A 21,600-nucleotide genomic window follows, 5' to 3' on the forward strand; every position below is an offset into this window, starting at 1 on the left:
GCTATGATGGTTTCGCCGAAACCGTGCGCGGCCCACCACAACACGAGAGACCAGATGCCAATCATGACTGTCACGGCCGCGATCGCCGGCCTGAAGAACGCTATCGACCTCACAAAAGCCGCCGTCGCGGCACGCGACGAGCACAAGCTGGCGGAAATGCAACAATCGATCAACGATCGCGTGATCGATGTCCAAAACGCGGCCCTGGCGTTGCAGGAAAAGCAATCGGCAGCGCGCGACGAGATCGACGAACTGAAGGAACAGCTCCGCGCAGCGAACGCGAAATCGGCTGAGTTCGAGCGCGTGCTCGGCGAGCGCGCCGCGTACAAGTTGCATGCGGTCTCCGATCGAGGTTTCGTATACCGCTTTGTCGGAGACGACGAGCCCGAACACTTCATCTGCCAGCCGTGCTACGACGGTCCTGACCGCAGAAAGACCGTCCTCAGGTACAACCCTGCCCGTGGGCACTACGCGTCCCATTACGTCTGTCCAACGTGCAAGAACATCGTGCGCGCATAGTTTCGACGCAACGCTCACCATTCAGCCTCCCGTACACACTCGGCCGGCGTCATCCCGCCGAACCGCTCCCAGCTATAGAGGCTGAGCGGGCAGTCGTTCGCCGCGGCCCAGCCGCAGCCCCACTGGCGTGCGAACCGCGCGAGCGCGCCGCGGGTGAACGGGTTTTCGTGGAATGGAGTGCCAGCGCGTGCCGCGCGCCAGCCCGCGCGGAGCGCCGCGCGCTCGAACAGTTGGGTCAGCACGAGCCGCCCTCCTTCGTGTTGTCGATCGGCGCCGCCTCCGGACGCACGCGCTCGAGCATCCAGAGCTGGTCGGCCCGGAACGCGAGGTAGTCCTGCGGGGGATCGCGGAAGATGAAAAGGTGCTTGTTCTCGACGATGCCGAGATAGGTCATGGGGCGCCCGAGCTTGCGGGCGAAGGGCTTGCCGACGTCGCGCTGGCGGAGAGTCAGCGTCATGCGGCCGCCTGCCGCTGGCCGAATGCCTGCTGAACGAACTCGCCGATCGCCTGCTGGCTGAGCCGGCGGTATTCCTCGATCGCCTTGCGCTCCTGGATCGCGAGCCACTGCCGCGGGTAGTCGCAGCCGGTGAACATGCAGAACCGGTGCAGTTTCGTCGCCGGAAACGGCCGGCGCCCGGCGACCAGGTCGCCGAAGTGCGGATAGTGAATGTCGCAGTTGCGCGCGAGTGTCTTGCGATCGAAACGCCGCAGCCCGAGCTCGAGCGCGTGCGCGAGGCAGTCCTCGAAGCTCATCGATTCGATCTCCGCATCCGGCAGCGTCGCGGCCTGCACCCACGGCGCGAACATCCTGAATTCGGTCTGGTTCATACGAAAAATCAATCGTTACCCAGTTGATTACCCACTTGCTTACCCAGTTGACGCCGGGGCGAAATAACGGCCAGGACGCGCCTGGCCGATTCAAAAAACAGGACCAGTGCGAACCAGTTACGCCGGCGGAGCCTCGAGCAATTCCGGCCAAACGCGCTTGATTACCTCGACCGAAAACATCTCCGCGCGCGTGACTTGCCCCCCTGTCTCGCGCTCAATCGGCCAACCGAACGGAATCGGAATGGGACGCTCGCCGCTTGCCCAGCGACTAACGTCGGATGCGTGCGCGTCGATTGCTCGGCAGAGAGCCGTAAGCCGGCCGCGCTCGGCGGAAAGGTAGGTTTTCAGGTCCATGCACGGAACTTTAGCGAAACGCGAAAGGAATGTCTATAGCGTTTCGCGCATATACGCCTTTAGCGTTTTGCTATTGAATGCCACACATGAAGGACATCGATGAAATCCGCCGGGAGAACCTCCGGCTCATTGAAGCGGAGCACGGCGGCCCGGCTGCAGCAGCAGCGGCATGCGGCATGTCCCATTCCCAGTTCACCAATCTGCGAGACGGCGCCAGGGATTCGAAAACCGGCCGGCCGCGCGGAATGCGTGCCGCCACGGCACGCAAGATCGAAGAAAACATTGGCAAGCCAGCCGGCTGGCTCGATACCGATCATTCCTTGGCAGCTGCGGCGCCCCCGTCAGCAGACGCCCCAGCTGGGTGGGAAAAACTGAATCCTGCTCAGCGGACGCAGGTGGAATCCTTTATCGGCTGGATCCTTTCGCAGTCGCCCGCGCACACGGACGACTCGCAGTCAACAAAGAAGCGGTTCGGCAAAGGCGGCTGATGCCGCTACACGCGTCGAGACGCGTGGCTGAAGACAGGAATCCGGGAACAGCCAATCTCGGGTCAAGATCAATCCCTCCCCGTCATCGGCTAGGCCGAGCACCGGTGCGCCGACGAGTTCGCATTCCCAGCGCCCATCGTCGTGCAGCTGCACGACCGACACGATCCGATTGAACAACGCCTCGTTCGGCGAGCGTACGACTCGCGCAAGATCACCTGCCTTGCACCGCAGCTCGGCCCCCTTCGCTTTTCGGTTCATCCCAGCCCTCGCTCCTTTTCGCCACCACTACTGTACGTATGTACAGTAGTTTAGCCCCAGTTACCAAAGACTTTCAACTGCCGTCAGCAGACGCTTAACAAACCAGCCTCGGCACGGCTGTTACAAATTTCCCCCTCATTTTCGCGTTTCGCTATAGACATGACTTTCGCGTTTCGCTAAAGTCTCTCTCAACGCGACACCGACGCCGCGCCACCGCCCAGAGGCGGATCGCTCTCTAACAATCGAAGGAATGCCGGGACCGCACATGCGGAGCAACCGGCCGGCGCGATCAGCGTCGTGAGTCAGGGCGGACGCTGCGGAAGACCGCAGCGGCATGCAATACCCGAGTGAACCTGACACAAGACAGCCAGCAACACGTGACCGATGGCGTCGTAATCGGCACAAACCTCGCGCGGCCCGGAGCCGGCACGGCCGGGAGTAGCCGGGCGCGCGAGTGATGCAGTTCTGACCGGTGGCGGTTCTTCTTCTGAGGCGTCACCAGTGAGATCTGCGCATGCTGCATTGCAGTTCAAGACAGACATTTGATTAGTAATCCTACTTTCATTGGAGGGCGCGATGCACACTCCTCGACCTCATCGCAACAACGTCCGCATCCTGCCCGCGCTGGTCGACCGACACGCCGACCAACTGCAGGCCGCGGCAGACGACGAAGCGCTGGCGCGCGACGAGCGCAACGAAGCGATCGCCGATGGCGCCACGTTCGACGTCCTGCCGTTCTCGACCGAGCAGATCGCCGTGCTCGACGCGGCGCTGCGCCGCGGGCGGATCGAGGACGTGTACGAGGTCTGGAACGTCTGCAAGGACGTGCTCGCCGCAGAGATCAAGCGGCGCATCGCCGAAGCCGATCTCGGCGCGGCTGCGCCGCGATTCGAAAACGTCGGTTGCTCACAATGCGGCCGCGGCTTCGGCCCGGGCAATGCCGGGTTCTCCCACTGCGCCGACCACATCGGTCGCCACGCGCTCGACGACTGATCACCCGCGCCCGCTACGGCTGGCGCTCAAACCATACCGAGAGACCACATGAACGAGATCAAGTACACGCTCGGTCAAGCATGGCTGCAGCGCGCGAAGGAGCTAGCGCAGGAGCGGGCCGATTCGAGCTTCGCCTACGGCGAGCTGCCGTCGGATGCGGACGAAACCGCGTCGGCCGACGCTTATGCGCGCTCGCTCGCGGCCGATCAGTCGCTCGACGCGCACCTTCAACCGATGGCGCACCTGATCGACGCACTGCACCTGGTCGCGTCGAAAACCGTCCTCACGTCCGGCATCCGCGCCGTTGTTGACGACGCGCTGGCGAAAGCCGGCTTCCGTGCGCCGATGCCGGTGTCGGCTCCCGTTCGCCACATCACCATCGCTGGAGTCGACCGATGAGCACCCTCAAATCCCCCGCCCAATGCGGCGACCTCGCCGAAAAGCTGATCGCCGACTACGTGCGTAGCTGCGGCGCATACGGGAAGCCGGATGCGCTCGCGAATGTGATGGAAATGCTGATCAGCAAGGCAGCGCTCGGCATCGCCATGGTCGGCAGCGAGGCGATCGCGCAGCAGATCCTCACCCGGACAAAGCACAACGTCTCGACGTTTGCCGAGCGGAACCTACGGAGGAACCGGTGATGCGTTCACCGCTCAACAGCCTGCAGCCTGTATTTCGTGAATACAGGCAATCGCCTGTATCGCGCCTGCGCTACTTGATCGAAGGCTCGGCATGGGCATTCGCGTACGGCGTCGCGATCGGCGCGCTCTGGTTCGGCGCTGATCTGGCCGGCCCCTACCTGCGGAGCCTCGGATGACGCCCTTCGACCTCCTCGGCGCGCTGCTCGACCGGGTATTCGAGTGGAATCCCATAGCCGGTTACCTTGTCGCGCTCGCAATCGCCACGGTGTGCACATTCGTGCTTGCTCGGCTCAACGCGGACGGCACGGCCATCACCGCCCTCGTCACGAGGCCCGCATGAGCCGCTTCACTGATCACGCTGACCTCTTCGAGCGCCGGCACCCGCGTGCTGCGCGCGCGCTCGTTCTCGCGACCTTCATCGCGGTTGCAGTTATCGCGATCGCGATCGACTACTTCAGCAAGCGCTTGGGAATCCTCTAAGCGCCACCGTCGCACCCGTCGACGCCACATTGTCCGTCACATGCCGCGCCGTTCGGTGCGCGTCTCTCGTCGTTCTATCCGGAGTTCCAAGACATGAAAACCATCGACACCCGACCTGTCGAGTCGTCGCAGATCCATAGCATCGGCTACGACGCCGAATCCGAAACGCTCGCGGTCCGATTCAAGGATCGTAAGACCGGCGCGCGGACGTCGCTGTACCACTACAAGGGCTTCACGCAGGCGAACTTCGATGCGCTCAAGGGCGCCGACTCCCTCGGCTCGCATTTCTACAAGCACATCAAGCCGTTCCCCGAGCGTTTCCCATACGTATGCGTCGAGAAGATGCCGACGCCGGCCGCGGACGTCAACGCCGAAACCGCAGTTGCGGCATGACGCCCTCGGTCTACACCGTGCGCGCGTCGAGCTGGGGCGCATTGTTCGAATGCGCCTACAGGTGGGAGGCAATCCACCTCCTGAAGATGCGCAACGTCGTTGGGCTACGTGCCGCGCTCGGTACCGCGATTCACGCCGGCACGGCCGCCTATGACCAGAGCGTGCTCGATGGCTCTGGCCTGACCGTCGACGACGCTGCCGGCGCGTTCGTCGACAAGCTGCACGATCCGTCGAACGAGTACAACCCGGAGAGCGACGATCTCAACCTGAAGGAGGCCGAGCGGATCGGCATCTCGCTCACGACGAAGTACTGCCTCGAGATCACGCCTCGCTACAACTTCGTCGCGGTCGAGATGGAGACGAAGCCGCTCGACATCGACTGCGGTGGCGGGATCGTGATCCGCCTCACCGGCACGATGGACCGCGCACGCGTCCGCCGCACGGCGCTCGGCCCGGGCATCGCCGACCTGAAGAGCGGATCAAAAGCTGTCGCCCAGGGTGTCGCCGTCACGAAGGGCCACGGGCCGCAGATCGGCACCTACGAGATGCTCTACGAGCACACGACCGGCGAGCTGATCGCCGACACGGCCGAGATCATCGGGCTCAAGACGAAGGGCACGCCGGAGGTGGCCACCGCGCCGGTGAAGAACGCCAAGCGCGTGATGCTCGGCACCGAGGAAACGCCGGGGCTGATCCAGTTCGCTGCCGACATGTTCCGCTCTGGGCGCTTCTACCCAAACCCGAAATCGCTGTTGTGCGACAAGAAGTACTGCCCGCGCTACGGCACCTGTCAATTCCACGAATAGCGAGAGCACATCAAGATGAGCACCCCCGTTCAACTTAAAGACGTCAAGGCAGCCGGCGGCGTCCCTTCCCTGACTCCCGACCAGGCCGTCGACATGTTCACCGAGCGCGGTTTCTCGCTCGCGAACCGGATCGCGAAGGCGTATGCCAGCAGCGACGCCGTGCCGGCGCAGTTCCGTTCGCACAACCTGAAGAAAGGCGGCAACGAAGAGCACTGGGTGGAAAACCCGTCTGCGATCGGCAACTGCCTTGTCGCGATCGAAGTCGCGCGAGCCGTTCGCATGTCGATTACGGCCGTGATGCAGAACGCCGACATGATCGAGGGCAAGCTGCGCTGGTCCGGCAAGTTCGTGATCGCGGCGATCAATGCGTCAGGGCGATTCACACCGCTGCGCTTTCAGATGGTCAATCGCGGACGGATCAAGGCCGTGTACAAGGAAAAGACCGGCTGGGATCGCGAAGCCCGGCGTCCGATCTTCGCTGAACGTGAAGTCGAGGTCGACGACATCGAGTGCATCGCTTGGGCACTCCCGAAAGGCACGCCCGAACCGAGGCTCGCACCCGACGAAGTGCGCAAGTACGCCGGCCGAATGCTCGACCTCTATCGCGATATCGGGATGCCGGTGATCGAATCGGCCCCCGTCAGCATGCAGATGGTCGTCGAGGAGGGCTGGTTCGGGAAATCTGGTTCGAAGTGGCAGACCGGCCTGCGCACGCTGATGTTCCAGTACCGCGCCGGCAGCTTCTTCGGCAACATCCATGCCCCCGACATCGTCATGGGCATGGGCCGCACTTCCGAGGAAGAGGCGGACGTCGTCGACGTCTCTCCGGACGGTTCCTATACGGTCTACAGCACGACCCTCGACGAGCTGCGCGGCGGCCGCGCCGAGCCCGCCGAGGAAGTCCCGCGCGGCGCATCGCAGGCACAAAAGGGGCCCACGACGGAATCGCACACGCAAGGCGCGTCGCCGGCGGCCGCGCAAGCCGACCCGGTCAACGACCAGGACGGCCCGCAGGAGGATGACGGCCACGGCCAAGGCGGTTTCGACTTCGACGTCGCCGGCCTCGTACGCGGTATCCGCGAGGACATCGAGTCCGCCAAGACGCCCGAAGACCTCGATCTTGCCCGCAGCGCGATCAGTGGCGTGCCGGACGAAACCGCCAAGGCCGAACTGAACGCCCTCGCCTCGGCGCGCATGCGCGCCATCACGGCGGCAGCTGAACAGGCGGCCGCCGGCAAGGCAACCGCCCAAACGACCGCGCCGGCTGGGCGTCGGCCGCGCGGCCCAATCAACGCTGACTAACGCGCGCCTACCGCCGCCAAGGAATTCGACATGACCGACAAGAACGTCCTCCAGATGACCGCCGACAGCATCGGCAAAGACCTGCTTTCCGCGCTGGTGACCGAGATGAAGCTGATGCCCGACATCTGGGTCAAGTTGTCCGAGAAAAAGCAGAACGACGTCATCGATCGGCTCCGTGCACGCGTCGAGCACAACGTGAAGATGGCGACGCACCTGATCGCGAGCGATGGCCGCATCGTCGTCCAGGGTGACCTCGATCAGATCACGATCAAGGACGGCGTCAAGGCCGTCGTGAAATTCGGCGGCTCGCAGCCGAACCTGCACGAGCTCTACGAAGCCAGCGGGAAAACCGTTCTGGTCGTCGTCGCAAACCCGAGCGAGCACACCGGCGGCATGGACGAGATCCGCGGCGAATCGGATCAGCGTGGTTTCAACCTCGGCCGCGAGTACACGGACGGTGATGGTGACGGCATGGACGGCGACAAACCCGACGGCGACGTCGTCGACGCCGAGTTCCGCGAGGTGCCGAAGCTCGGCGATGGTCCGACGCAAGCGCAGATCGACGAACAGCATCAGGCCGGCCGGCAAGCGGCCGCCGACGGCAAACCGGAGAGCGAATGCCCCGTGATGGCCGGCGAGCTGTGCATCGCCTGGGTGAAGGGCTGGAAGGAGTGGCACGAGGAACAAGCCGGCTCCGGCAACGAGGATCCGCTGTACGCCCAAGTCGAAGCGTTCGTGATCGAGCAGCAGAAGGTCACGATCTCGAGCGTGCAGCGCCAGTTCAAGATCGGCTACAACCGCGCCGCGCGGTTAGTCGAGCTGCTCGAAGCGAAGGGCATCGTCAGCGCGATGGAGTCGGACGGCGGCCGCACGGTCCTGCGCCCGCGCGGACCGCAGAGGGAGGAATCGTGAAAATCACCGACATCTACGTGGCGAACGTTCTCGGGATCCGCACGGCGGACCTCCGGCTCGCGAAACCCGTCACCCTCTTCACCGGGCCGAACGGCGCCGGCAAGAGCAGCCTGCAGGAAGCCGTGCGCATGGCGCTCACCGGCGACACCGTGCGCGTCGCGCTGAAGAAGGAATACGGCTCGCTCGTCACCGAGGGGGCCGACGGCGGCCAGATCGTTGTCGCATGCGGCGAGCAGGCGAACAGCGTCATGCTGCCGTCCGGCAAGCTGAAGCGCGAGCTCGCCGAGGATCCGCGCCTTCCGCTGGTTCTCGACGCGCAGCGGTTCGCTCACCTCGGCGCGGCCGAGCGCCGGGCGTTCCTGTACGACCTGATGGGCGTGAAGATCGGCGTCGACGAAATGCGCGCCCGGCTGCTCGGCAAGCTCGGGTTCCGCGCCGATGCGGTGCCGGCACCGGCCGCCGCGCGGCTCGCGGCCATCACGCCGATGTTGCGTGCCGGCTTCGAAGCAGCGCAGAAGGAGGCCGCCGACCGCGCGCGCGGCGCGAAGCAATCGTGGCGCAACGCCACCGGCGAAACGTACGGCAGCCAGAAGGCCGCCACCTGGCGGCCAGCACCGGTCGAGTTCGACGAGGCAGCATTGCGGAAGCTCACGGGCGACCGCGCGGCGCTCGACGACCGGATCGGCGAACTGCAGCAGCAGATCGGCGCGGCCGACGCGGCGGACACCGCGGCACGTGCGCGCGCGTCGAAAATCGCCGATCTGCGCACGCGCGCCGCCGGTTACGCGAAGGCGGTCGAGCTCGCGCAGCTCGCCGACGAACAGGTTGCCGAATTCCTGCCCAAGGTCGAAGCGCTTCGTGTGCTCGCCGGCGCGGCGCCGGCTGGCACCGAATGCACGTGCCCTGAATGCGGTGCGCTCCTGCGCTACCTCAACGGCGTGCTGTCGGCGGCGGCCGCGGTCGGCGCGCGCGACGCTGACGCGGCCGCGAAGCTGCCCGAGTATGAGCAGGGCCTGAAGACGCTGCAAAACGCAGTCGCGAACCGCAAGCGCGACGTCGAAGCGGCTGAATCGGCCGCGACGCAGTTGCGCGCACTCGAAGACGACGCAGAGGAAAGTGGCGCGGCCGCCGCGCGCGAGAGTGGCGACGCCGCGCGCTCGGAACTGGCGGACCTTCAGCGCCGCCGAAAGCAGCTCGATACAGATATCGCGACCCTTCGCGAAATCGAGCGGCGCGCCGCCGGCGCCACCGATCTGGCGAAGCAGGCTGCGGCGCTGCACGAAGACGTCGCGGCGTACGAGGCGATCGCCGACGCGCTGGCGCCGAACGGAATCCCGGCCGACCTGCTCAGCGAAGCGCTCACGCCGATGAACGAGCGCCTGACGGGCCTCGCCGAGATGTCCGAATGGGCCGGCGTGACGATCACGCCGGAGATGGAGATCTTCGCCGACGGGCGCGCATACGCCCTGCTGTCCGAATCGGAGCGCTGGCGCGTCGACGCGCACATCGCCGCGGCGATCAGCCACTTCTCGGGCCTGAAGGTGCTCGTGCTCGATCGCGCCGACGTTCTGGTCGGGCCGGAGCGAGACCGGCTGCTCTACTGGCTCGACGATCTCGCGTACACCGACCAGATCGACACGGCGCTCGTGTTCATGAGCCTGAAAACGCCGCCCGGCGGCCTGCCCGAAGCCATCGAAGCATTCTGGGTCGAGGGCGGTCAGGTCGCGCCGGCCGCGCAGCATGCAATTCGGGAGGCAGCGTGAGAGAGGACATCGAGAAATATCTCGCCGCGACGTCGGAAGCCACAGCGAAGGCCGTGGCGACCGGCACCGGGCTCCCGCATCTCGACGTGACGAAGGAGTTGAACCGGATGCTTGGCGAGGCGCTCGTCGAGCGCGAGAAGCGGGCCGGCGGCGGCAACGAGTATGTGTACTGGCTCGCGCGGGCACCGCGGCCGGCAACGCCGACCGGTGACGCGCCGCCCGCCGCTGCAGCGCCAGCACTGGTATCGGTCGGTCCGGTTGACGACTCGGTGGAGCCGAATTTCGGAGTCGTCGACGTCGCGCGGATCATCGCGGACCTGCGCGCCGAAGTTGAACGCCTTACCGCCGAGCGCGACGCCGCGCAGCAACGAGCCGACACCTGGCGCGCGAATACCGCGGCACTCGAAGCCCGCATCGATGAGCTGACGCTCGGGCCGGTCGGCGCACGTGCGCCGCTGTTCGTGACGGTCGGCAGGTATTGCAAGCCGAAACGTCACACGTCGCTCGAGAAAGCCCAGCGGCGTGGCAACGCGCTCGTGCGCAGCGAGAAGGAATCCGAGGTGCTTGTGCTCGAACCGGTCGGCCGGATCGTGCGCGGTATCGAATGGATGCCCCGCTGATCCTATGGCTCAAGAGCCTTGGCGTGCTTGTCGTAGCGCTCCTAGGCCACGCGACCACCCAGGAATGGGATGAATCCGCGGACTGCATAAGCATCTACTGCCCAGCGGCGGATTCAAAGATGCATTCGGCGCTTATCAGTGAAATGTCCAGGGCAAACTTCTTCGACGCGATCCCACATATGAGTGCTGATATGTGCGCAGCGGTCGTGGAATTTAGCGAAGTCTCGCCTATGTTTCAAAACAAACTCATCACCTTTTAGATGACCATCTTCTTCGAAGATACGGGAACAAAATGTCGCTGTTCTGCGCAGTTCCAACAGCATTTCCATCTCCCCAAGTGTTACCACATTGATGACGGGTAACGACGCAACAAGCTCGGCGATCGAACGAAATTCGCCGGCCGCGTCGGGATAGATGGTCCGCTCGCACAAATTCGACTTCTCGAAGTTCGTCAATATGCACATTTGCTCGAGCTCTGCCGCGATGTGGTGCAACGCCAGCAAATCCGCCGCCTGGGTAACTGATTCTTCACGAGCTTTGCGCTTCTGATCCGCGCGGATCGTATATCGCGCAACTCCGAAGGCCGCAATTACCGCGAAGATTCCGCCAACCGCCTGCACCCATGCGGCCCAGCTGGCAGCGTCCAAACGCTTCCAGTCGACTACGTTGTATCCGGCTATGCCGACCATCGCACACATCACAACCACCGCGTACTTAAACAGACCGCGTTCCATCGCACCCCCGTTTGTTTTGGTGCGAATCGTAGCATGTGGACTGCATGCATATCGGCGGCGCCCGGTTACTCATTGTCGCCTGTCTTGCAGGGGCTATCGCCGCACTGCAAGCCAAGAATCCGAGCGAATCGAGCGCACGCCGCTCCCTCATGTCAGTGAGTTACACCTGTCAGGCAAAGCGATTCATCACAAACCAGGCGGCTGCACCACCCGCGATCTCTGACCAGAATTTGACCTTCAACGCGTTGTAAACGATGTCTCTGTCATACCGAAGCATTTGCATCTCAAGTTGCTTCTCGAAACCGCCCCAATGCCACTGTGCAAAGTGATAGAGCTCGGGAGACAAGACAAGCACAAACGCGACCGCGAGAGCCACCGGGACCTTCCACTCGTCATACGTCAGGTTGGCGGTGATCAGCCATACCGGGATAAACGCGAGTCCATACACGAAAAATCCCGTCATCGCTACGTCTGTGTACATCGACAAGAGCTCGAAGAAATTCACATCACCTCCGCCAAATCCGGCATATCGGCTGCATTTCGATATTCTTTAGACAAATAGAGTACCCAATCTATTCCCTCCTCAGCCGCGCAAATTCCGTTGCCTCGGATGCGCGGCTTTTTTGCGGGCGGCCAGTACGGCGCCCGTTTTTTTAATTGCTCCGACACCTATGAACGTTCAGCGCGTGTACAACAGCTTCGGATTCTGCTGCGGCCTCGGCGGCGGCGCCAAGGGTTTCACCAAAGCCACCTCTCGCGTCGGCAACATGACCGCGACGTGGCGCTGCATCGGCGGCATCGACAACGATCCGGCGGCCGCGCGCGATTTCGAGATGCTGGTCGGCACGCCGTGCACGGTCATGGACCTGTTCACGCGCGAGCAGTACACCGCGTTCCACGGCGTCGAGCCGCCAGCCGGATGGCGTGAGGCCACACCCGAAGACGTGCGCCGCGCCGCCGGCTACCAGCATCCGCACTGCGTGTTCATCTCGTCGCCGTGCAAGGGCGCGTCCGGCCTGCTGTCGGAAACGCTTAGCCGCACGCCGAAGTACCAGGCGCTCAACGAGCTGACGCTGCGCTGCGTGTGGCTGATGTGCGAGGCGTGGAAGGACGACCCGGTCGAACTCATCGTGTTCGAAAACGTCCCCCGGCTCGCAACGCGCGGCCGCCACTTGCTGGGTCAGATCGGGCAGATTCTGCAGCACTTCGGCTATGCGAAGAACGAGACGAGTCACGACTGCGGCCGCATCGCGAAGCGCGGCATGGCACAGAGCCGGAAACGCTTCCTGCTCGTCGCGCGGCATACCGAAAAAGTACCAGCATTCCTGTACGAGCCGCCCCAGAATCGCCTTCACGGCGTCGGCACGCTACTCGGCCGCATGCCGCTGCCAGGCGACGTCGAGGCCGCCGGCCCAATGCATCGCGTGCCGTCGCTGCAGTGGAAAACATGGGTGCGCCTCGCCTTCGTCGAAGCGGGCAGCGACTGGCGCAGCCTGAACAAGCTCGCGGTCGAGAACGGCCAGCTGCGCGACTACCTGATCGTGCCGGACATGCACAACGGCGTGCTGGGCGTAAACCGCTGGGAGGAACCGTGCGGCGTGGTGGCCGGCGCGAGCCGGCCGGGCAACGGCACCTTTTCGGTCGCGGACCCGCGCGGGCCGGCCGACGCCGCACAATACCAGCAGTACGGCGTACTCGACTGGAACGACCACGCCGGCACGATTACCGGCCAGAAGTCGCCCGGGCAAGGCACCTTCAGCGTCGCAGACCCGCGCCATCAGGGCCCGGCAAAGCACAACAACGAATTCCGGATCGTTCCTTGGCGCGACCCGGCCGGCGCCGTTACCAGCGCGCACGGAACCGGCCAATGCGTGCAGGACCCGCGGCCGCCGGCCGGTCCGCTCTTCAGCAAGTACAAGGTGACCGAATGGGCCGGCCACGCAGGTACGGTCATCGGTGGCGATGACCAGGGCGCGTACGCGGTCGCCGATCCGCGCGCGAGCACTGGTTTCGAAGGCGCCGGCAAGTACCGCGTGACCGGCTTCGACGAGCCGGCCGGCACGGTCATCGCGCGCAGCGACAGCGGCCAAGGCGCGTTCGCCGTGGCCGACCCGCGCCCGGGCATGCGCCGCGGGCGCGGCGACGCGTACCTGACCGGCGGCCACTACGGCGTTGTCGGCTGGGACCAGCACAGCGGCGCGGTGTCTGCCGCCGCCGGCCACGACAACGGCCGCTGGTCCGTCGCGGATCCGCGCATGCCCGCGGCGAACGAGAAGACCGTCGCCGTGATCCGCGCGCTCGACGGCACCTGGCACCGGCCGTTCACCACGCTGGAGCTGGCCGTCCTGCAATCGCTCGTTGAGCCGGAGGAGTATCTCGAGCTCGACGGACTGTCCGACCAGGCGTGGCGCGAGCGCATCGGCAACGCGGTGCCGCCGGACGCCGCGCAGGCGATCGCCGAGGTGATGGGCACCACGCTGCTGCTCGCCGAAACCGGCGAGACGTTCCAGCTTTCGTCGACACCGGTCTGGGTGCGCCCGATCGCGATCGCGCTGACAGTCGCGCCGCAGACCTTCTAAAGCGGAGGCAACTGATGCCTTGCACCCCGTTTCGCCTCCCCGGCGGCATGTCCGGAATCATCTGCACGCGCGGTCGTAAACGCGGGCGTCGCTGCTCGGTCGACGGCTGCGGCGCGCCGAGCGACTTCCTCTGCGATTTCCAGACGAAGCCGGGTAAGACGTGCGATCGGCACCTGTGTGCGATGCATGCGCATCAGGTCGATGCCGACGTCCACTTCTGCCCTACGCATCTCGCCGAGTCGAGCGGCAAAAAGCAGGGCGACCTATTCGCATGACCATCGAGGCTCACACCATGACCACCAACACCTACGGCGGCTATATCGTCGACCAGCTGCGCGAGTTCATCCGCCACCACTACGACGCGGAGCATGGCGGCGACAACATCGACGAACTCACGAACGACAGTTCAGCGAGCGTCAAGATCGTGCGCGACCTGCTCGACGCCATCGAGCCGCAGCAAGACGGCGATCTGCTGCGCCCGATCACCCGCTGGGTCTACAACGCGGTGCGAGTGAACCTCGACCTGCTGCACGGGATCTGCAGCGAGTTCGGTTGCCAGCAGGGCGAAGACGTCGCGACGTGGCTGCGCGCGCGGCTCGCTCGTGTGCCGACGCCATGCATGTGCAGCGGCGAGGGCCTATGCGAGCAGCGCACGGATGGCTCCTGTCGGCGGGACCGCGCCGTCGCCAGTACACAGGCACCTTTCCAACAGCGCGTGCAGCCGTGGAGCAGGCATGCATCGGCGCCGAGATCTCGGCCGACAAGCTCGAGCGCAATCACCGGTTCTTCGAGGAGGCCGGCGAACTCGTGCAGGCGTGCGGCATGACGCGCGAGGAAGCGCACGCGCTGGTCGATTACACCTGGTCGCGGCCAGTCGGCGAGCCGACGCAGGAAGTCGGCGGAGTCATGGTCACTCTGGCCGCGCTCTGCCTTGCGAACGGCCTCGACATGCACGTGGCCGGCGAGACTGAACTCACGCGTATCAACGCGCCCGAGACGATCGCGAAGATCCGCGCGAAACAGGCCGCGAAGCCGAAGCACTCGCCGCTGCCGGGTCCATCCGAACCGTGATCACCCTACGAATGGCGCGACACCGGTGCGATCGAATCTGGAGACGCTTGATGACCGTCGACAAGAGCCACGCTGGCGCGCTGACGGACGAGCAATCCGCAATCTTGATCGCGTGTGCGTACCGTCTCGATGAAGCAGAAAGCCTGTATATCGCCGAAGAACTGCGCTCTGTCATGCGTGCCCTGCTCGCCGCAGCCCCTGTCGAGCAGCTCGCAGCTGCGCCGGCCGACGAGCTGGCGGCGTTACCGCGCTAATGGTCGATTTCCGGCTTTTCAAGTAGCTCGAACAGTTGCTCGATCGTGACATTCGGCATGCATTCGCTAAGTGCGCCGAACACGATCTTGTCGTACAGAACTTGCCCATCAGGGGAGTCCACCGCAACCCCGTTTGCGGCCGCCAGGGCCTCGACGAGCTTGGTTGCAGTTTCAAGGACTTCGTGGGCTTCCGCCTTGGTAATTGTCGTCTTCATCCCCGAGTTATCGACATACACGCATCAAACTTGAGCCCGCTCGGGCGCCCGATCATTTTCGCTCGACCATCTGCAAATACCCGGAGGAATCGTCGCATGTCGACGTCGACACACAACCTGTGGACGACCGCCGAGGCGCGCCTGCTCGCCCGCCTCTATCCGTCCCCCATCGCAACCGAGGCGCTCTACGCAGCGTTTCCGCGACGGTCGCAGAAGTCGGTCCAGACCTTTGCCACCAGGGTGCTCAAGGTCAAGCGGGCGCAGCGCGATTACAGGTCGCGCGCGACGCCGGCGTGGGATCGGATGCGCGCAATCCTCGAGCGGGAGCAACTGTCGGTTCGCGAGCTGGTTAAACGCTGCGGCGTCTCGCAGCAGCGCGTCAGTGAGCTGCTGACGCTTCACCGCACCGAAGTGCAGATCGTCGACTGGATCCCGCCCGAGGGTCGCGCTCAGTGGCGGCCGGTCTGGGCGGTCGGCACTGGGCCCGATGTGCCCTGCCCGGCTGCAATCAAATCCGATGCAGCACGCGCGGCCCGCAGCGCCATGAAGCGCAATCCGTTCCTCACCGCGGCGGGTCTGGTGACGATCCCCGTCGGCGAGCGCGGCCGTGTCTTCCAACAGCCTATGGACGTCAACGACGAGGAGCTTGCGGCATGAGCACGCGAACCATCATCGAGATCAACCACGACTTCCTGCTTCGGCTGCTGGTCGATCCCGTCGCCCTCGCCGACACACTGCGCGCGGTCTGCTGCGACCACCAGGCCGAGCTCAACGACGACAACGACCGCGGCCGGCCGCTCGACCTCGGTGGCGGCATTCGTATCGTTTATCGCCGGCACCACAGCGAGGAAGCGCGCCTCACCACCAAATACGTGGACATCCAGATATGACCGCACTTTTCTACCTTCAGGACAGCCGTTCGTTCGTCGGCAATGACGTGATGTGGTGGGCTCAGGACGGAAACGGCTACACGACCGACCTGCGCAAAGCAAACGTCTACACGCAGGAAGAGGCACAGGCGCGCCACGACGCGCGCGCGACCGACATCCCGTGGCCGAAGGATTACATCGACTCGAAGTGGCGGCCGGCCGTCGACGCTCAGCACATCAAGCGCGAGGAGGCGCTCGCTGGAACCGGAATCACACTCACCAAGCCTCGGAAGCTGTACGCCGACCGCGTGAGCTGCGTCGGCTGCGGCCGCTTCCTGCGAGACGCTGACCGTTATTCCCTCGACTGCCCTAACTGCGGCGCGGACAACAGACCATGAGCGAGAACACAAAAATCGAGTGGTGCGACCACACGTTCAACCCGTGGGAGGGCTGTGCGAGGGTCAGCCCGGGCTGCGACCACTGCTACGCCGAGTCGCGCAACTCGCGCTTCGCCGGCGGCACGGCCGTGAACTGGGGGCCCGGCGCGCCGCGCCGCCGCACGTCGGCCGCGAACTGGCGCAAGCCGCTGCAGTGGAACCGCGATGGCACGTTCTACGCAATCCACGGCCGGCGCCAGCGTGTGTTCTGCGCGTCGCTCGCGGACGTGTTCGACAACGCTGTCGATCCCGCGTGGCGCGCGGACCTGTTCCGGCTGATCGCCGACACGCCGAACCTCGATTGGCTACTGCTCACGAAGCGGATCGGCAACGTCATGTCGATGGTCAGCGAAGCCGCTCAGTACCAATTCGACCTCGACTGCATCGAAAGGCCGCGCCTGCACGACAACGTCTCGATCGGCGCGACGATCGTGAACCGCGAAGAGATGCTGCGCGATGCCGAAAAGCTCCTCGCCGTGCCGGCGCGCATGCGGTTCTGGAGTGTCGAGCCAATGCTGGCTGACCTCGGCGAAATCCCTACCGAGTTGATGCCTGACTGGGTCATCTGTGGAGGTGAAAGCGGCCCCAACGCGCGGCCGATGCATCCCGATTGGGCCAGAAATCTCCGCGACCAGTGCGCGGCTGCCGGTGTCCCGTTCCTGTTCAAGCAATGGGGCGAATGGGCGCCAGGCGAAAACTGCGGCGGCCGGCCGACGCGCACCGAGCGTGTTGCGGACTGGTTTAGCGACGAACGGTCGTTCAGCACGATGACGCCGAGCGAGCATGACGGTCTGAGCTACGACGACGAGCCGACCGTGTATCGCATCGGCAAGCGCGCCGCCGGCCGCCACCTCGACGGCCGCACGCACGACGAATTCCCGGAACACAGATGATCGCCCTACTTCGACTCCGAAAATTTATCCCTTTCTTGGCTAAGAATCTTCATCACGTCGGCGAGCCGAGCTTCCCATTTCGCCCACGGCGCGGCGAGATAAAGACAGCCAGCCTGATCGTTAGGACGGGGCTTGTCAGCCTCAAAGCAGGCCGCAGCAAGCTCACTGCGCGCCCGAATGATTTGCTCAGCAGCCTCAGCCGTAGGGAGAACATTGATCGGAAGTCCATTGAGCGCTTCCAACGACTGATATAGCTCGCTGCAATACTTCCGGCGATCAGACTCGTCCGCGACGCGTTCTGGATTACTAAGCAAGCTAGAGACTTTAGAAACGACGATCCATGCCCTTTTGGTGAACGCATAAGCGATCATCAACACCCTTCGCGCATCGGCCTGTTCGGCAGCGCGCCGCCTAATCCCTTCCAGATGATGTTGAAGAAACACGACGCCAAATGCGCCGAGAATCGCCGTGGCCGAGACGACGGCTTGCGCGAACGACAACCAATCCCCGTGGTGCCAAGACATGCGTGAACTCCCGATCTTGTTTTCTGGCCCGATGGTACGGGCCATCCTCGAAGGCCGCAAGACGCAGACGCGACGAGTCGTGAAAGTGCGCAGCGAATTGCCCCCGGCCTGGGCCACGTTCGCGTCAGAAGGTCATTCGCTGATGCAAGACGGCAAGCCACGCCCGGTCGGATCATTTTTCTGGTCTGAAGACCAGCAGCCGGGCCAACTTCTGAAGTCGCTACGACGCTGGCCTGTGTTGCCAGGTAAGCACCCCATGGCCGGTGACTGGTACTGGACGCCCAGCCCATACGGCAAAGTCGGCGAACGGCTGTGGGTGCGCGAGACGTGCCGCGCGGCCGAACTCGACGGTGGCCTCGACGGCGTGCGGTATTCCGCCGATGGCGCGTTCCGCGCGATCGACGACTCGAGCGAGGCCGCCGGGCGCTGGCTTGATCTGTACGCGTACCGCGGCCAGACCGGCGCGACGGTTCCGGCGATCCACATGCCGCGCTGGGCGTCCCGCATAACGCTCGAGATCACCGGCGTGCGCGCCGAGCGCCTGCAGAGCATCAGCGAGGCCGATGCGCGCGACGAAGGTGTGACGATCGCCGACCACCACATGCGCGGCTACAGCTCCGGAGTCTTCCGGCCGCCGAGCATCCGCGCCTTCCATGACCTGTGGGACAGCCTGAACGCCGCGCGCGGGCACGGCTGGGACGCGAACCCCTGGGTCTGGGTCGTGGAATTTCGAAGGATCGAACCATGAGCATCTACCTCACCACGCCGGAGCTGGCCGAGCTGGTCGGCTGTAAGCCGCGTAGCCACGCCTGCATGAAACGTTGGCTCGAACGCAACCACTGGCCGTTCGCCGTCAACATCGCCGGCGTGCCGCTCGTCGCGCGCGAGTATTACGACGCCCGCATGAACGGCACCGCACCGCCAACACCCGCGCGCCGGCACCGCGCCGCCGCATCGGAAGAACCGAACTTCGCCGCACTTTAATCATGATCGGACGACGGAAACGGCCGGACGGGTTGCCCTTCCGGCTGTACGCCCACTACGGGAAACACAAAGTCAGCTTCGGCTACAAGCTGCCGAACGGCCGCTGGGCGTTTCGCCTGTCGGCGCCGGCGCACAACAAGGAAGCGCTCGCCGAGATCCGCAAGCAGGCGATCGAGCGCGCGGAGGCGCTCAACGGGAATGCGATCGAACCGGGCACGGTCGAGGCGCTCGTCGCCCGGTACTTCGAATGGCAGGACGGACTGCCGCACTCCGACGAGCGCCGTAAGGCCCAGTCCACCCTGGACGAGAACCGCGTCGAGTCGAAGCGCCTGGTCAAGGTCTTCGGGAAGATGGCGCCGGCCGCGATCAAACCGAAGCACGTCTACGGCTACCTCGACAAACGTGCGCAGCTCGGCGCGCCGGCGAAGGCGAACAAGGAAATCGCCCTCCTGTCCGCGATCCTCGAATACGGCCGGCGCCGCGGCGAGCTCGAAACGAACCCGTGCCGCGGTATCGAGTACAACCCCACGCGGCCGCGCCAGCGGTATGTGCGTCAGGACGAGGTCGATCTCGCGGTGGAAGTCGCGCGGTCGCGCCGAAGCATCGGCGACCAGCACCCGAGTTCCGCGTACCTGATCCTCGCGCTATGCGTGAAGGCCGCCTACCTGACCGTCAGCCGGCCGACGGAGATGCGCGAGCTGCACCGTCAGAGTATCCGGCCCGAAGGCGTCGAGGTGCCGATCGGAAAGCGCAAGGCCGGCGAGCAGCAGCGCGTGAAGCTCGTGCTGTGGTCACCCGAGCTGAAGGCCGTGATCGACGAAGCGCTCGCTCTGCAGCGTACGTCGAGCGTGCACGTCTTCGGCAACACGGCCGGCCAGGTGTACACGCGCAGCGGATGGAACACGAACTGGTCGCGGCTGATGGGCTACTGCGAGAAGGAAGCGCAGGCGCGCGGCGTGCCGTTCGAACGGTTTGCGCTGCGCGACATGCGACCAGCCGCCGTGACCGATCGGCAGGAGGAAGGCGACGACCGGATCATTGACGCGACGGGCCATGCAGATGAGCGCATGGTGCGAAAGACGTACGATCGGCGTCGGCAGCGACGAGTGCGCGCCACAAGATAGATCAATTGTAGCCCGGCAGCATCCAGCCCTTCCGTGGCAACTTCGGTTCTGAACAGTCTGAATATAAAGGGGTAGAAAGAAGTGTTCAGGTCTCGTCAGACTCCAAACACATCCATGCGCAGCTTGGCGTAGATGGCCATGCTGGGCTTGATCAACTTCGACAGCGTGTTCCTGGCGAACGCCGGGGCATCGTTGCCCACCTGAGTGAGCGACAGCATCTGCTTGGCTGCGGTATAGATCATGCCCGCAGCCTTCTTGACGTCGTCCTCAGGATGGCCTTGGCTCACAACGGTCGCGACTGCGTTAGCCTTAGCGTCGATCAAGTCCGTCGCCTTGTCGGGCTGCCCGACCGAGTTGCAGAGAGCGGTCAATACCTCGTCGTCGTAAAGGTAAGCCTCGAGATGCCGGAGGCTCAGAACGTGTATGCCCTTGCTTTTGAACTCGACGACGTCATCTGGGGTGTGGTCGTCTAGATCGATCAGGCGGATGATTCTTATGCCCGAGGCCAGCTTCGGTAGAACGGTCGCGAGTCCGATGAAATCGTTCTGCACTTCCTTCGAGTTACCGGCAGAAATGAAGGTGGTCTCGGGCATTTCATCGCCGAAGATCATTTCGTAAATCCTAGCGTCGTGCTCGGTGTTCTTTCCAGGCATCGTGCCCTTCGGGTTGCCCTCGCAGATGACGACCTGTTTGGGCGCCACAAGCGCCGTGAGATCGTCGAGGGCGACGTGCATCACTCCCTCCCAGAAGGCTCGGGTGGGCTTGCTCGGCGAGAGCGTAATCGCTTGGTCAAAGTCGTGACCGCTGAAATCTATGAAGGCCACCGACGTCGGGTCGGCATCGTACATCTCGCGCGCCTTCCGCATCATCCCGATCGAGTGCGACGCGATCCAGAGTTGGGAGTTGCCGGGAAGCAGCCCGACGAGTTCACCGAGCAGCGCCCCCTGCAAGCGCGTGTTCATGTGGATCTCCGGCTCGTCGATACAGTAGATTGCATCCGCATAACTGCGGCGTTTGACCACGAAATCGAGGATCAGGTCGAAAGAGGCCTTCTCACCACCGGAAAGGTTCTTGTAGTCGAAGCCCTGCGAGGTACCCTTATCGAACTGAAAGGTGCCATCGGCGAGAGGATTTCCGATGCCGACGAAGGTTAGATCGGGGAACAACCGCTTGAGCGGCAACCGGACCTCTCCGATCAACTTCTCGCGGTAGTCGCCCATGGTCGTCCCGGACGCCTCGTTGACGAATACATCCTCCATCGCTTGAGAGGCAAGGCGCTGGTAGTTGATGGCGACCGTGGCGTCAGGATCGATCAGCCGATTCAAATTCATGCTGTCGAGGATGGCTCCCTGTCGGGAGAGGCTACTGGTAATGAACTCAGTGTCGCTCCTATATGCGCTGCGGACGTAGAGGTTTCCTCGAGCAAATCGCTCGCCTGCATCGGTAGTGATAGAGGTTCTAGAGCCAAGGTCGACGACCTGTTCCTGCGGCCGATCGTAGTACTTGGTATCGCTGTTCCACCCATATCCAGTGTCCATCCGGTATCTCAGCAGGAGAGC

34 protein-coding genes are annotated in these 21,600 nt (G+C 64.2%); 25 read left to right on the forward strand and 9 right to left on the reverse strand.

Annotated features, from left to right (window positions below; genetic code table 11):
- Nucleotides 1-54: 54 nt before the first annotated feature.
- The gene (locus WS45_RS20370; protein ID WP_156437243.1) at nucleotides 55-519 is read left to right on the forward strand and encodes a hypothetical protein; all 465 of its coding nucleotides are present in this window, start codon (nucleotides 55-57) and stop codon (nucleotides 517-519) included.
- A gap of 14 nt (nucleotides 520-533) precedes the next feature.
- Here WS45_RS20370 and WS45_RS20375 read toward each other — a convergent pair whose 3' ends face one another.
- From WS45_RS20375 to WS45_RS20390, 4 genes are all read right to left on the reverse strand, one after another.
- Nucleotides 534-761 (reverse strand): hypothetical protein, encoded by a 228-nt coding sequence (locus tag WS45_RS20375; RefSeq protein WP_059701353.1) that lies wholly within the window; start codon nucleotides 759-761, stop codon nucleotides 534-536.
- Complete coding sequence (locus WS45_RS20380; RefSeq protein ID WP_082721988.1) at nucleotides 755-976, reverse strand: hypothetical protein; 222 nt, start codon at nucleotides 974-976, stop codon at nucleotides 755-757. Before WS45_RS20380 ends, WS45_RS20375 begins: the two co-directional genes overlap by 7 nt.
- Entirely contained in the window at nucleotides 973-1,347 is a 375-nt protein-coding gene (locus WS45_RS20385) for a hypothetical protein (RefSeq protein ID WP_059701354.1), read from the reverse strand. The genes WS45_RS20380 and WS45_RS20385 overlap by 4 nt, the downstream gene beginning before the upstream one ends.
- A gap of 117 nt (nucleotides 1,348-1,464) precedes the next feature.
- Nucleotides 1,465-1,701 (reverse strand): YdaS family helix-turn-helix protein, encoded by a 237-nt coding sequence (locus WS45_RS20390; protein ID WP_059701355.1) that lies wholly within the window; start codon nucleotides 1,699-1,701, stop codon nucleotides 1,465-1,467.
- 86 nt (nucleotides 1,702-1,787) lie between these two features.
- Between WS45_RS20390 and WS45_RS20395 the strand changes: the two genes are divergently transcribed.
- The 13 genes from WS45_RS20395 (at nucleotide 1,788) to WS45_RS20440 (ending at nucleotide 10,357) form a co-directional block, all read left to right on the forward strand.
- Nucleotides 1,788-2,189, forward strand: a complete 402-nt coding sequence (locus tag WS45_RS20395) for a hypothetical protein (protein ID WP_059701356.1) — start codon at nucleotides 1,788-1,790, stop codon at nucleotides 2,187-2,189.
- An 822-nt stretch (nucleotides 2,190-3,011) separates the two neighbouring features.
- Nucleotides 3,012-3,440: a hypothetical protein gene (locus tag WS45_RS20400; RefSeq protein ID WP_257140553.1), complete on the forward strand. Its 429-nt coding sequence runs from the start codon at nucleotides 3,012-3,014 to the stop codon at nucleotides 3,438-3,440.
- Between the two features lie 48 nt (nucleotides 3,441-3,488).
- A complete protein-coding gene (locus tag WS45_RS20405) occupies nucleotides 3,489-3,839 on the forward strand; it encodes a hypothetical protein (RefSeq protein WP_059701358.1) in 351 nt (116 codons plus the stop codon).
- On the forward strand, nucleotides 3,836-4,081 hold the full coding sequence (locus WS45_RS20410; protein WP_059701360.1) for a hypothetical protein: 246 nt from the start codon (nucleotides 3,836-3,838) through the stop codon (nucleotides 4,079-4,081). The genes WS45_RS20405 and WS45_RS20410 overlap by 4 nt, the downstream gene beginning before the upstream one ends.
- On the forward strand, nucleotides 4,081-4,257 hold the full coding sequence (locus WS45_RS35705; RefSeq protein WP_179950384.1) for a hypothetical protein: 177 nt from the start codon (nucleotides 4,081-4,083) through the stop codon (nucleotides 4,255-4,257). Before WS45_RS20410 ends, WS45_RS35705 begins: the two co-directional genes overlap by 1 nt.
- Entirely contained in the window at nucleotides 4,254-4,421 is a 168-nt protein-coding gene (locus tag WS45_RS35710; protein WP_179950385.1) for a hypothetical protein, read from the forward strand. Before WS45_RS35705 ends, WS45_RS35710 begins: the two co-directional genes overlap by 4 nt.
- A complete protein-coding gene (locus WS45_RS35715; protein WP_179950386.1) occupies nucleotides 4,418-4,561 on the forward strand; it encodes a hypothetical protein in 144 nt (47 codons plus the stop codon). Before WS45_RS35710 ends, WS45_RS35715 begins: the two co-directional genes overlap by 4 nt.
- A gap of 93 nt (nucleotides 4,562-4,654) precedes the next feature.
- Complete coding sequence (locus WS45_RS20415; RefSeq protein WP_059701362.1) at nucleotides 4,655-4,954, forward strand: KTSC domain-containing protein; 300 nt, start codon at nucleotides 4,655-4,657, stop codon at nucleotides 4,952-4,954.
- The gene (locus tag WS45_RS20420; protein ID WP_059701364.1) at nucleotides 4,951-5,760 is read left to right on the forward strand and encodes a RecB family exonuclease; all 810 of its coding nucleotides are present in this window, start codon (nucleotides 4,951-4,953) and stop codon (nucleotides 5,758-5,760) included. The genes WS45_RS20415 and WS45_RS20420 overlap by 4 nt, the downstream gene beginning before the upstream one ends.
- 159 nt (nucleotides 5,761-5,919) lie before the next feature.
- Nucleotides 5,920-7,062: a hypothetical protein gene (locus WS45_RS20425; protein ID WP_257140554.1), complete on the forward strand. Its 1,143-nt coding sequence runs from the start codon at nucleotides 5,920-5,922 to the stop codon at nucleotides 7,060-7,062.
- 30 nt (nucleotides 7,063-7,092) lie between these two features.
- Nucleotides 7,093-7,974, forward strand: a complete 882-nt coding sequence (locus WS45_RS20430) for a DNA translocase FtsK (RefSeq protein WP_059701368.1) — start codon at nucleotides 7,093-7,095, stop codon at nucleotides 7,972-7,974.
- Nucleotides 7,971-9,737 carry an AAA family ATPase gene (locus tag WS45_RS20435; protein ID WP_059701370.1) on the forward strand — a complete coding sequence of 589 codons (1,767 nt, stop codon included), beginning with the start codon at nucleotides 7,971-7,973 and terminating at the stop codon, nucleotides 9,735-9,737. Before WS45_RS20430 ends, WS45_RS20435 begins: the two co-directional genes overlap by 4 nt.
- A 53-nt stretch (nucleotides 9,738-9,790) precedes the next feature.
- Nucleotides 9,791-10,357: a 1-pyrroline-5-carboxylate dehydrogenase gene (locus WS45_RS20440; protein WP_257140555.1), complete on the forward strand. Its 567-nt coding sequence runs from the start codon at nucleotides 9,791-9,793 to the stop codon at nucleotides 10,355-10,357.
- Between the two features lie 113 nt (nucleotides 10,358-10,470).
- Here the strand turns inward: WS45_RS20440 and WS45_RS20445 are convergent, their stop codons facing one another.
- Both WS45_RS20445 and WS45_RS20450 read right to left on the reverse strand, forming a co-directional pair.
- A complete protein-coding gene (locus WS45_RS20445) occupies nucleotides 10,471-11,091 on the reverse strand; it encodes a hypothetical protein (RefSeq protein ID WP_059701374.1) in 621 nt (206 codons plus the stop codon).
- A 169-nt stretch (nucleotides 11,092-11,260) separates the two neighbouring features.
- Nucleotides 11,261-11,596, reverse strand: a complete 336-nt coding sequence (locus WS45_RS20450; RefSeq protein WP_059701376.1) for a hypothetical protein — start codon at nucleotides 11,594-11,596, stop codon at nucleotides 11,261-11,263.
- A gap of 166 nt (nucleotides 11,597-11,762) precedes the next feature.
- Here WS45_RS20450 and WS45_RS20455 point away from each other — a divergent pair, with 166 nt between their 5' ends.
- The 4 genes from WS45_RS20455 (at nucleotide 11,763) to WS45_RS20470 (ending at nucleotide 14,995) form a co-directional block, all read left to right on the forward strand.
- Nucleotides 11,763-13,670, forward strand: coding sequence for a hypothetical protein (locus tag WS45_RS20455; RefSeq protein ID WP_059701378.1), 1,908 nt, complete (start codon nucleotides 11,763-11,765; stop codon nucleotides 13,668-13,670).
- A 292-nt stretch (nucleotides 13,671-13,962) separates the two neighbouring features.
- Complete coding sequence (locus WS45_RS36220) at nucleotides 13,963-14,496, forward strand: hypothetical protein (RefSeq protein WP_257140556.1); 534 nt, start codon at nucleotides 13,963-13,965, stop codon at nucleotides 14,494-14,496.
- Nucleotides 14,493-14,741 carry a hypothetical protein gene (locus tag WS45_RS20465; RefSeq protein WP_257140557.1) on the forward strand — a complete coding sequence of 83 codons (249 nt, stop codon included), beginning with the start codon at nucleotides 14,493-14,495 and terminating at the stop codon, nucleotides 14,739-14,741. Before WS45_RS36220 ends, WS45_RS20465 begins: the two co-directional genes overlap by 4 nt.
- Before the next feature lie 50 nt (nucleotides 14,742-14,791).
- Nucleotides 14,792-14,995: a hypothetical protein gene (locus tag WS45_RS20470; protein WP_059701382.1), complete on the forward strand. Its 204-nt coding sequence runs from the start codon at nucleotides 14,792-14,794 to the stop codon at nucleotides 14,993-14,995.
- Here WS45_RS20470 and WS45_RS20475 read toward each other — a convergent pair.
- Nucleotides 14,992-15,210, reverse strand: coding sequence for a hypothetical protein (locus tag WS45_RS20475; RefSeq protein ID WP_059701385.1), 219 nt, complete (start codon nucleotides 15,208-15,210; stop codon nucleotides 14,992-14,994). The two genes, WS45_RS20470 and WS45_RS20475, sit on opposite strands and share 4 nt — an antisense overlap.
- A gap of 96 nt (nucleotides 15,211-15,306) precedes the next feature.
- Between WS45_RS20475 and WS45_RS20480 the strand changes: the two genes are divergently transcribed.
- From WS45_RS20480 to WS45_RS20495, 4 genes are read left to right on the forward strand one after another with little or no spacing between them, the layout of a single operon-like run.
- Nucleotides 15,307-15,867: a hypothetical protein gene (locus WS45_RS20480; protein WP_059701387.1), complete on the forward strand. Its 561-nt coding sequence runs from the start codon at nucleotides 15,307-15,309 to the stop codon at nucleotides 15,865-15,867.
- Nucleotides 15,864-16,100: a hypothetical protein gene (locus WS45_RS20485; protein ID WP_059701390.1), complete on the forward strand. Its 237-nt coding sequence runs from the start codon at nucleotides 15,864-15,866 to the stop codon at nucleotides 16,098-16,100. The genes WS45_RS20480 and WS45_RS20485 overlap by 4 nt, the downstream gene beginning before the upstream one ends.
- Nucleotides 16,097-16,477 carry a hypothetical protein gene (locus tag WS45_RS20490; protein WP_059701392.1) on the forward strand — a complete coding sequence of 127 codons (381 nt, stop codon included), beginning with the start codon at nucleotides 16,097-16,099 and terminating at the stop codon, nucleotides 16,475-16,477. Before WS45_RS20485 ends, WS45_RS20490 begins: the two co-directional genes overlap by 4 nt.
- A complete protein-coding gene (locus tag WS45_RS20495) occupies nucleotides 16,474-17,409 on the forward strand; it encodes a phage Gp37/Gp68 family protein (protein ID WP_059701394.1) in 936 nt (311 codons plus the stop codon). The genes WS45_RS20490 and WS45_RS20495 overlap by 4 nt, the downstream gene beginning before the upstream one ends.
- Nucleotides 17,410-17,414: 5 nt before the next feature.
- Here WS45_RS20495 and WS45_RS20500 read toward each other — a convergent pair whose 3' ends face one another.
- Complete coding sequence (locus WS45_RS20500; RefSeq protein WP_063896550.1) at nucleotides 17,415-17,933, reverse strand: hypothetical protein; 519 nt, start codon at nucleotides 17,931-17,933, stop codon at nucleotides 17,415-17,417.
- Here WS45_RS20500 and WS45_RS20505 point away from each other — a divergent pair.
- The 3 genes from WS45_RS20505 to WS45_RS20515 are packed head-to-tail and all read left to right on the forward strand — an operon-like array spanning nucleotide 17,932 to nucleotide 20,041.
- Nucleotides 17,932-18,681 carry a hypothetical protein gene (locus WS45_RS20505; protein ID WP_063896552.1) on the forward strand — a complete coding sequence of 250 codons (750 nt, stop codon included), beginning with the start codon at nucleotides 17,932-17,934 and terminating at the stop codon, nucleotides 18,679-18,681. The two genes, WS45_RS20500 and WS45_RS20505, sit on opposite strands and share 2 nt — an antisense overlap.
- Nucleotides 18,678-18,917 carry a DUF4224 domain-containing protein gene (locus tag WS45_RS20510; protein WP_059701400.1) on the forward strand — a complete coding sequence of 80 codons (240 nt, stop codon included), beginning with the start codon at nucleotides 18,678-18,680 and terminating at the stop codon, nucleotides 18,915-18,917. Before WS45_RS20505 ends, WS45_RS20510 begins: the two co-directional genes overlap by 4 nt.
- Before the next feature lie 2 nt (nucleotides 18,918-18,919).
- Nucleotides 18,920-20,041: a hypothetical protein gene (locus tag WS45_RS20515; protein WP_059701403.1), complete on the forward strand. Its 1,122-nt coding sequence runs from the start codon at nucleotides 18,920-18,922 to the stop codon at nucleotides 20,039-20,041.
- Between the two features lie 95 nt (nucleotides 20,042-20,136).
- Here WS45_RS20515 and WS45_RS20520 read toward each other — a convergent pair whose 3' ends face one another.
- Nucleotides 20,137-21,579 carry an ATP-binding protein gene (locus WS45_RS20520; protein ID WP_257140558.1) on the reverse strand — a complete coding sequence of 481 codons (1,443 nt, stop codon included), beginning with the start codon at nucleotides 21,577-21,579 and terminating at the stop codon, nucleotides 20,137-20,139.
- Nucleotides 21,580-21,600 lie beyond the last annotated feature (21 nt).

Origin of the sequence: Burkholderia sp. RF2-non_BP3 (assembly GCF_001522185.1) — a bacterium.
GTDB lineage: Bacteria > Pseudomonadota > Gammaproteobacteria > Burkholderiales > Burkholderiaceae > Burkholderia > Burkholderia diffusa.

Coding starts and splice junctions, on each gene's coding strand:
- WS45_RS20465 (WP_257140557.1), top strand. CDS start 14,493: ATGACGCGCGAGGAAGCGCACGCGCTGGTCGATTACACCTGGTCGCGG.
- WS45_RS20520 (WP_257140558.1), bottom strand. CDS start 21,579: ATGGACACTGGATATGGGTGGAACAGCGATACCAAGTACTACGATCGG.
- WS45_RS20500 (WP_063896550.1), bottom strand. CDS start 17,933: ATGTCTTGGCACCACGGGGATTGGTTGTCGTTCGCGCAAGCCGTCGTC.
- WS45_RS20370 (WP_156437243.1), top strand. CDS start 55: ATGCCAATCATGACTGTCACGGCCGCGATCGCCGGCCTGAAGAACGCT.
- WS45_RS35710 (WP_179950385.1), top strand. CDS start 4,254: ATGACGCCCTTCGACCTCCTCGGCGCGCTGCTCGACCGGGTATTCGAG.
- WS45_RS20490 (WP_059701392.1), top strand. CDS start 16,097: ATGACCGCACTTTTCTACCTTCAGGACAGCCGTTCGTTCGTCGGCAAT.
- WS45_RS20415 (WP_059701362.1), top strand. CDS start 4,655: ATGAAAACCATCGACACCCGACCTGTCGAGTCGTCGCAGATCCATAGC.
- WS45_RS20485 (WP_059701390.1), top strand. CDS start 15,864: ATGAGCACGCGAACCATCATCGAGATCAACCACGACTTCCTGCTTCGG.
- WS45_RS20480 (WP_059701387.1), top strand. CDS start 15,307: ATGTCGACGTCGACACACAACCTGTGGACGACCGCCGAGGCGCGCCTG.
- WS45_RS20470 (WP_059701382.1), top strand. CDS start 14,792: ATGACCGTCGACAAGAGCCACGCTGGCGCGCTGACGGACGAGCAATCC.
- WS45_RS20405 (WP_059701358.1), top strand. CDS start 3,489: ATGAACGAGATCAAGTACACGCTCGGTCAAGCATGGCTGCAGCGCGCG.
- WS45_RS20505 (WP_063896552.1), top strand. CDS start 17,932: ATGCGTGAACTCCCGATCTTGTTTTCTGGCCCGATGGTACGGGCCATC.
- WS45_RS35705 (WP_179950384.1), top strand. CDS start 4,081: ATGCGTTCACCGCTCAACAGCCTGCAGCCTGTATTTCGTGAATACAGG.
- WS45_RS20395 (WP_059701356.1), top strand. CDS start 1,788: ATGAAGGACATCGATGAAATCCGCCGGGAGAACCTCCGGCTCATTGAA.
- WS45_RS20390 (WP_059701355.1), bottom strand. CDS start 1,701: ATGGACCTGAAAACCTACCTTTCCGCCGAGCGCGGCCGGCTTACGGCT.
- WS45_RS20430 (WP_059701368.1), top strand. CDS start 7,093: ATGACCGACAAGAACGTCCTCCAGATGACCGCCGACAGCATCGGCAAA.
- WS45_RS20455 (WP_059701378.1), top strand. CDS start 11,763: ATGAACGTTCAGCGCGTGTACAACAGCTTCGGATTCTGCTGCGGCCTC.
- WS45_RS20475 (WP_059701385.1), bottom strand. CDS start 15,210: ATGAAGACGACAATTACCAAGGCGGAAGCCCACGAAGTCCTTGAAACT.
- WS45_RS20515 (WP_059701403.1), top strand. CDS start 18,920: ATGATCGGACGACGGAAACGGCCGGACGGGTTGCCCTTCCGGCTGTAC.
- WS45_RS20510 (WP_059701400.1), top strand. CDS start 18,678: ATGAGCATCTACCTCACCACGCCGGAGCTGGCCGAGCTGGTCGGCTGT.
- WS45_RS36220 (WP_257140556.1), top strand. CDS start 13,963: ATGACCACCAACACCTACGGCGGCTATATCGTCGACCAGCTGCGCGAG.
- WS45_RS20380 (WP_082721988.1), bottom strand. CDS start 976: ATGACGCTGACTCTCCGCCAGCGCGACGTCGGCAAGCCCTTCGCCCGC.
- WS45_RS20445 (WP_059701374.1), bottom strand. CDS start 11,091: ATGGAACGCGGTCTGTTTAAGTACGCGGTGGTTGTGATGTGTGCGATG.
- WS45_RS20420 (WP_059701364.1), top strand. CDS start 4,951: ATGACGCCCTCGGTCTACACCGTGCGCGCGTCGAGCTGGGGCGCATTG.
- WS45_RS35715 (WP_179950386.1), top strand. CDS start 4,418: ATGAGCCGCTTCACTGATCACGCTGACCTCTTCGAGCGCCGGCACCCG.
- WS45_RS20410 (WP_059701360.1), top strand. CDS start 3,836: ATGAGCACCCTCAAATCCCCCGCCCAATGCGGCGACCTCGCCGAAAAG.
- WS45_RS20495 (WP_059701394.1), top strand. CDS start 16,474: ATGAGCGAGAACACAAAAATCGAGTGGTGCGACCACACGTTCAACCCG.
- WS45_RS20385 (WP_059701354.1), bottom strand. CDS start 1,347: ATGAACCAGACCGAATTCAGGATGTTCGCGCCGTGGGTGCAGGCCGCG.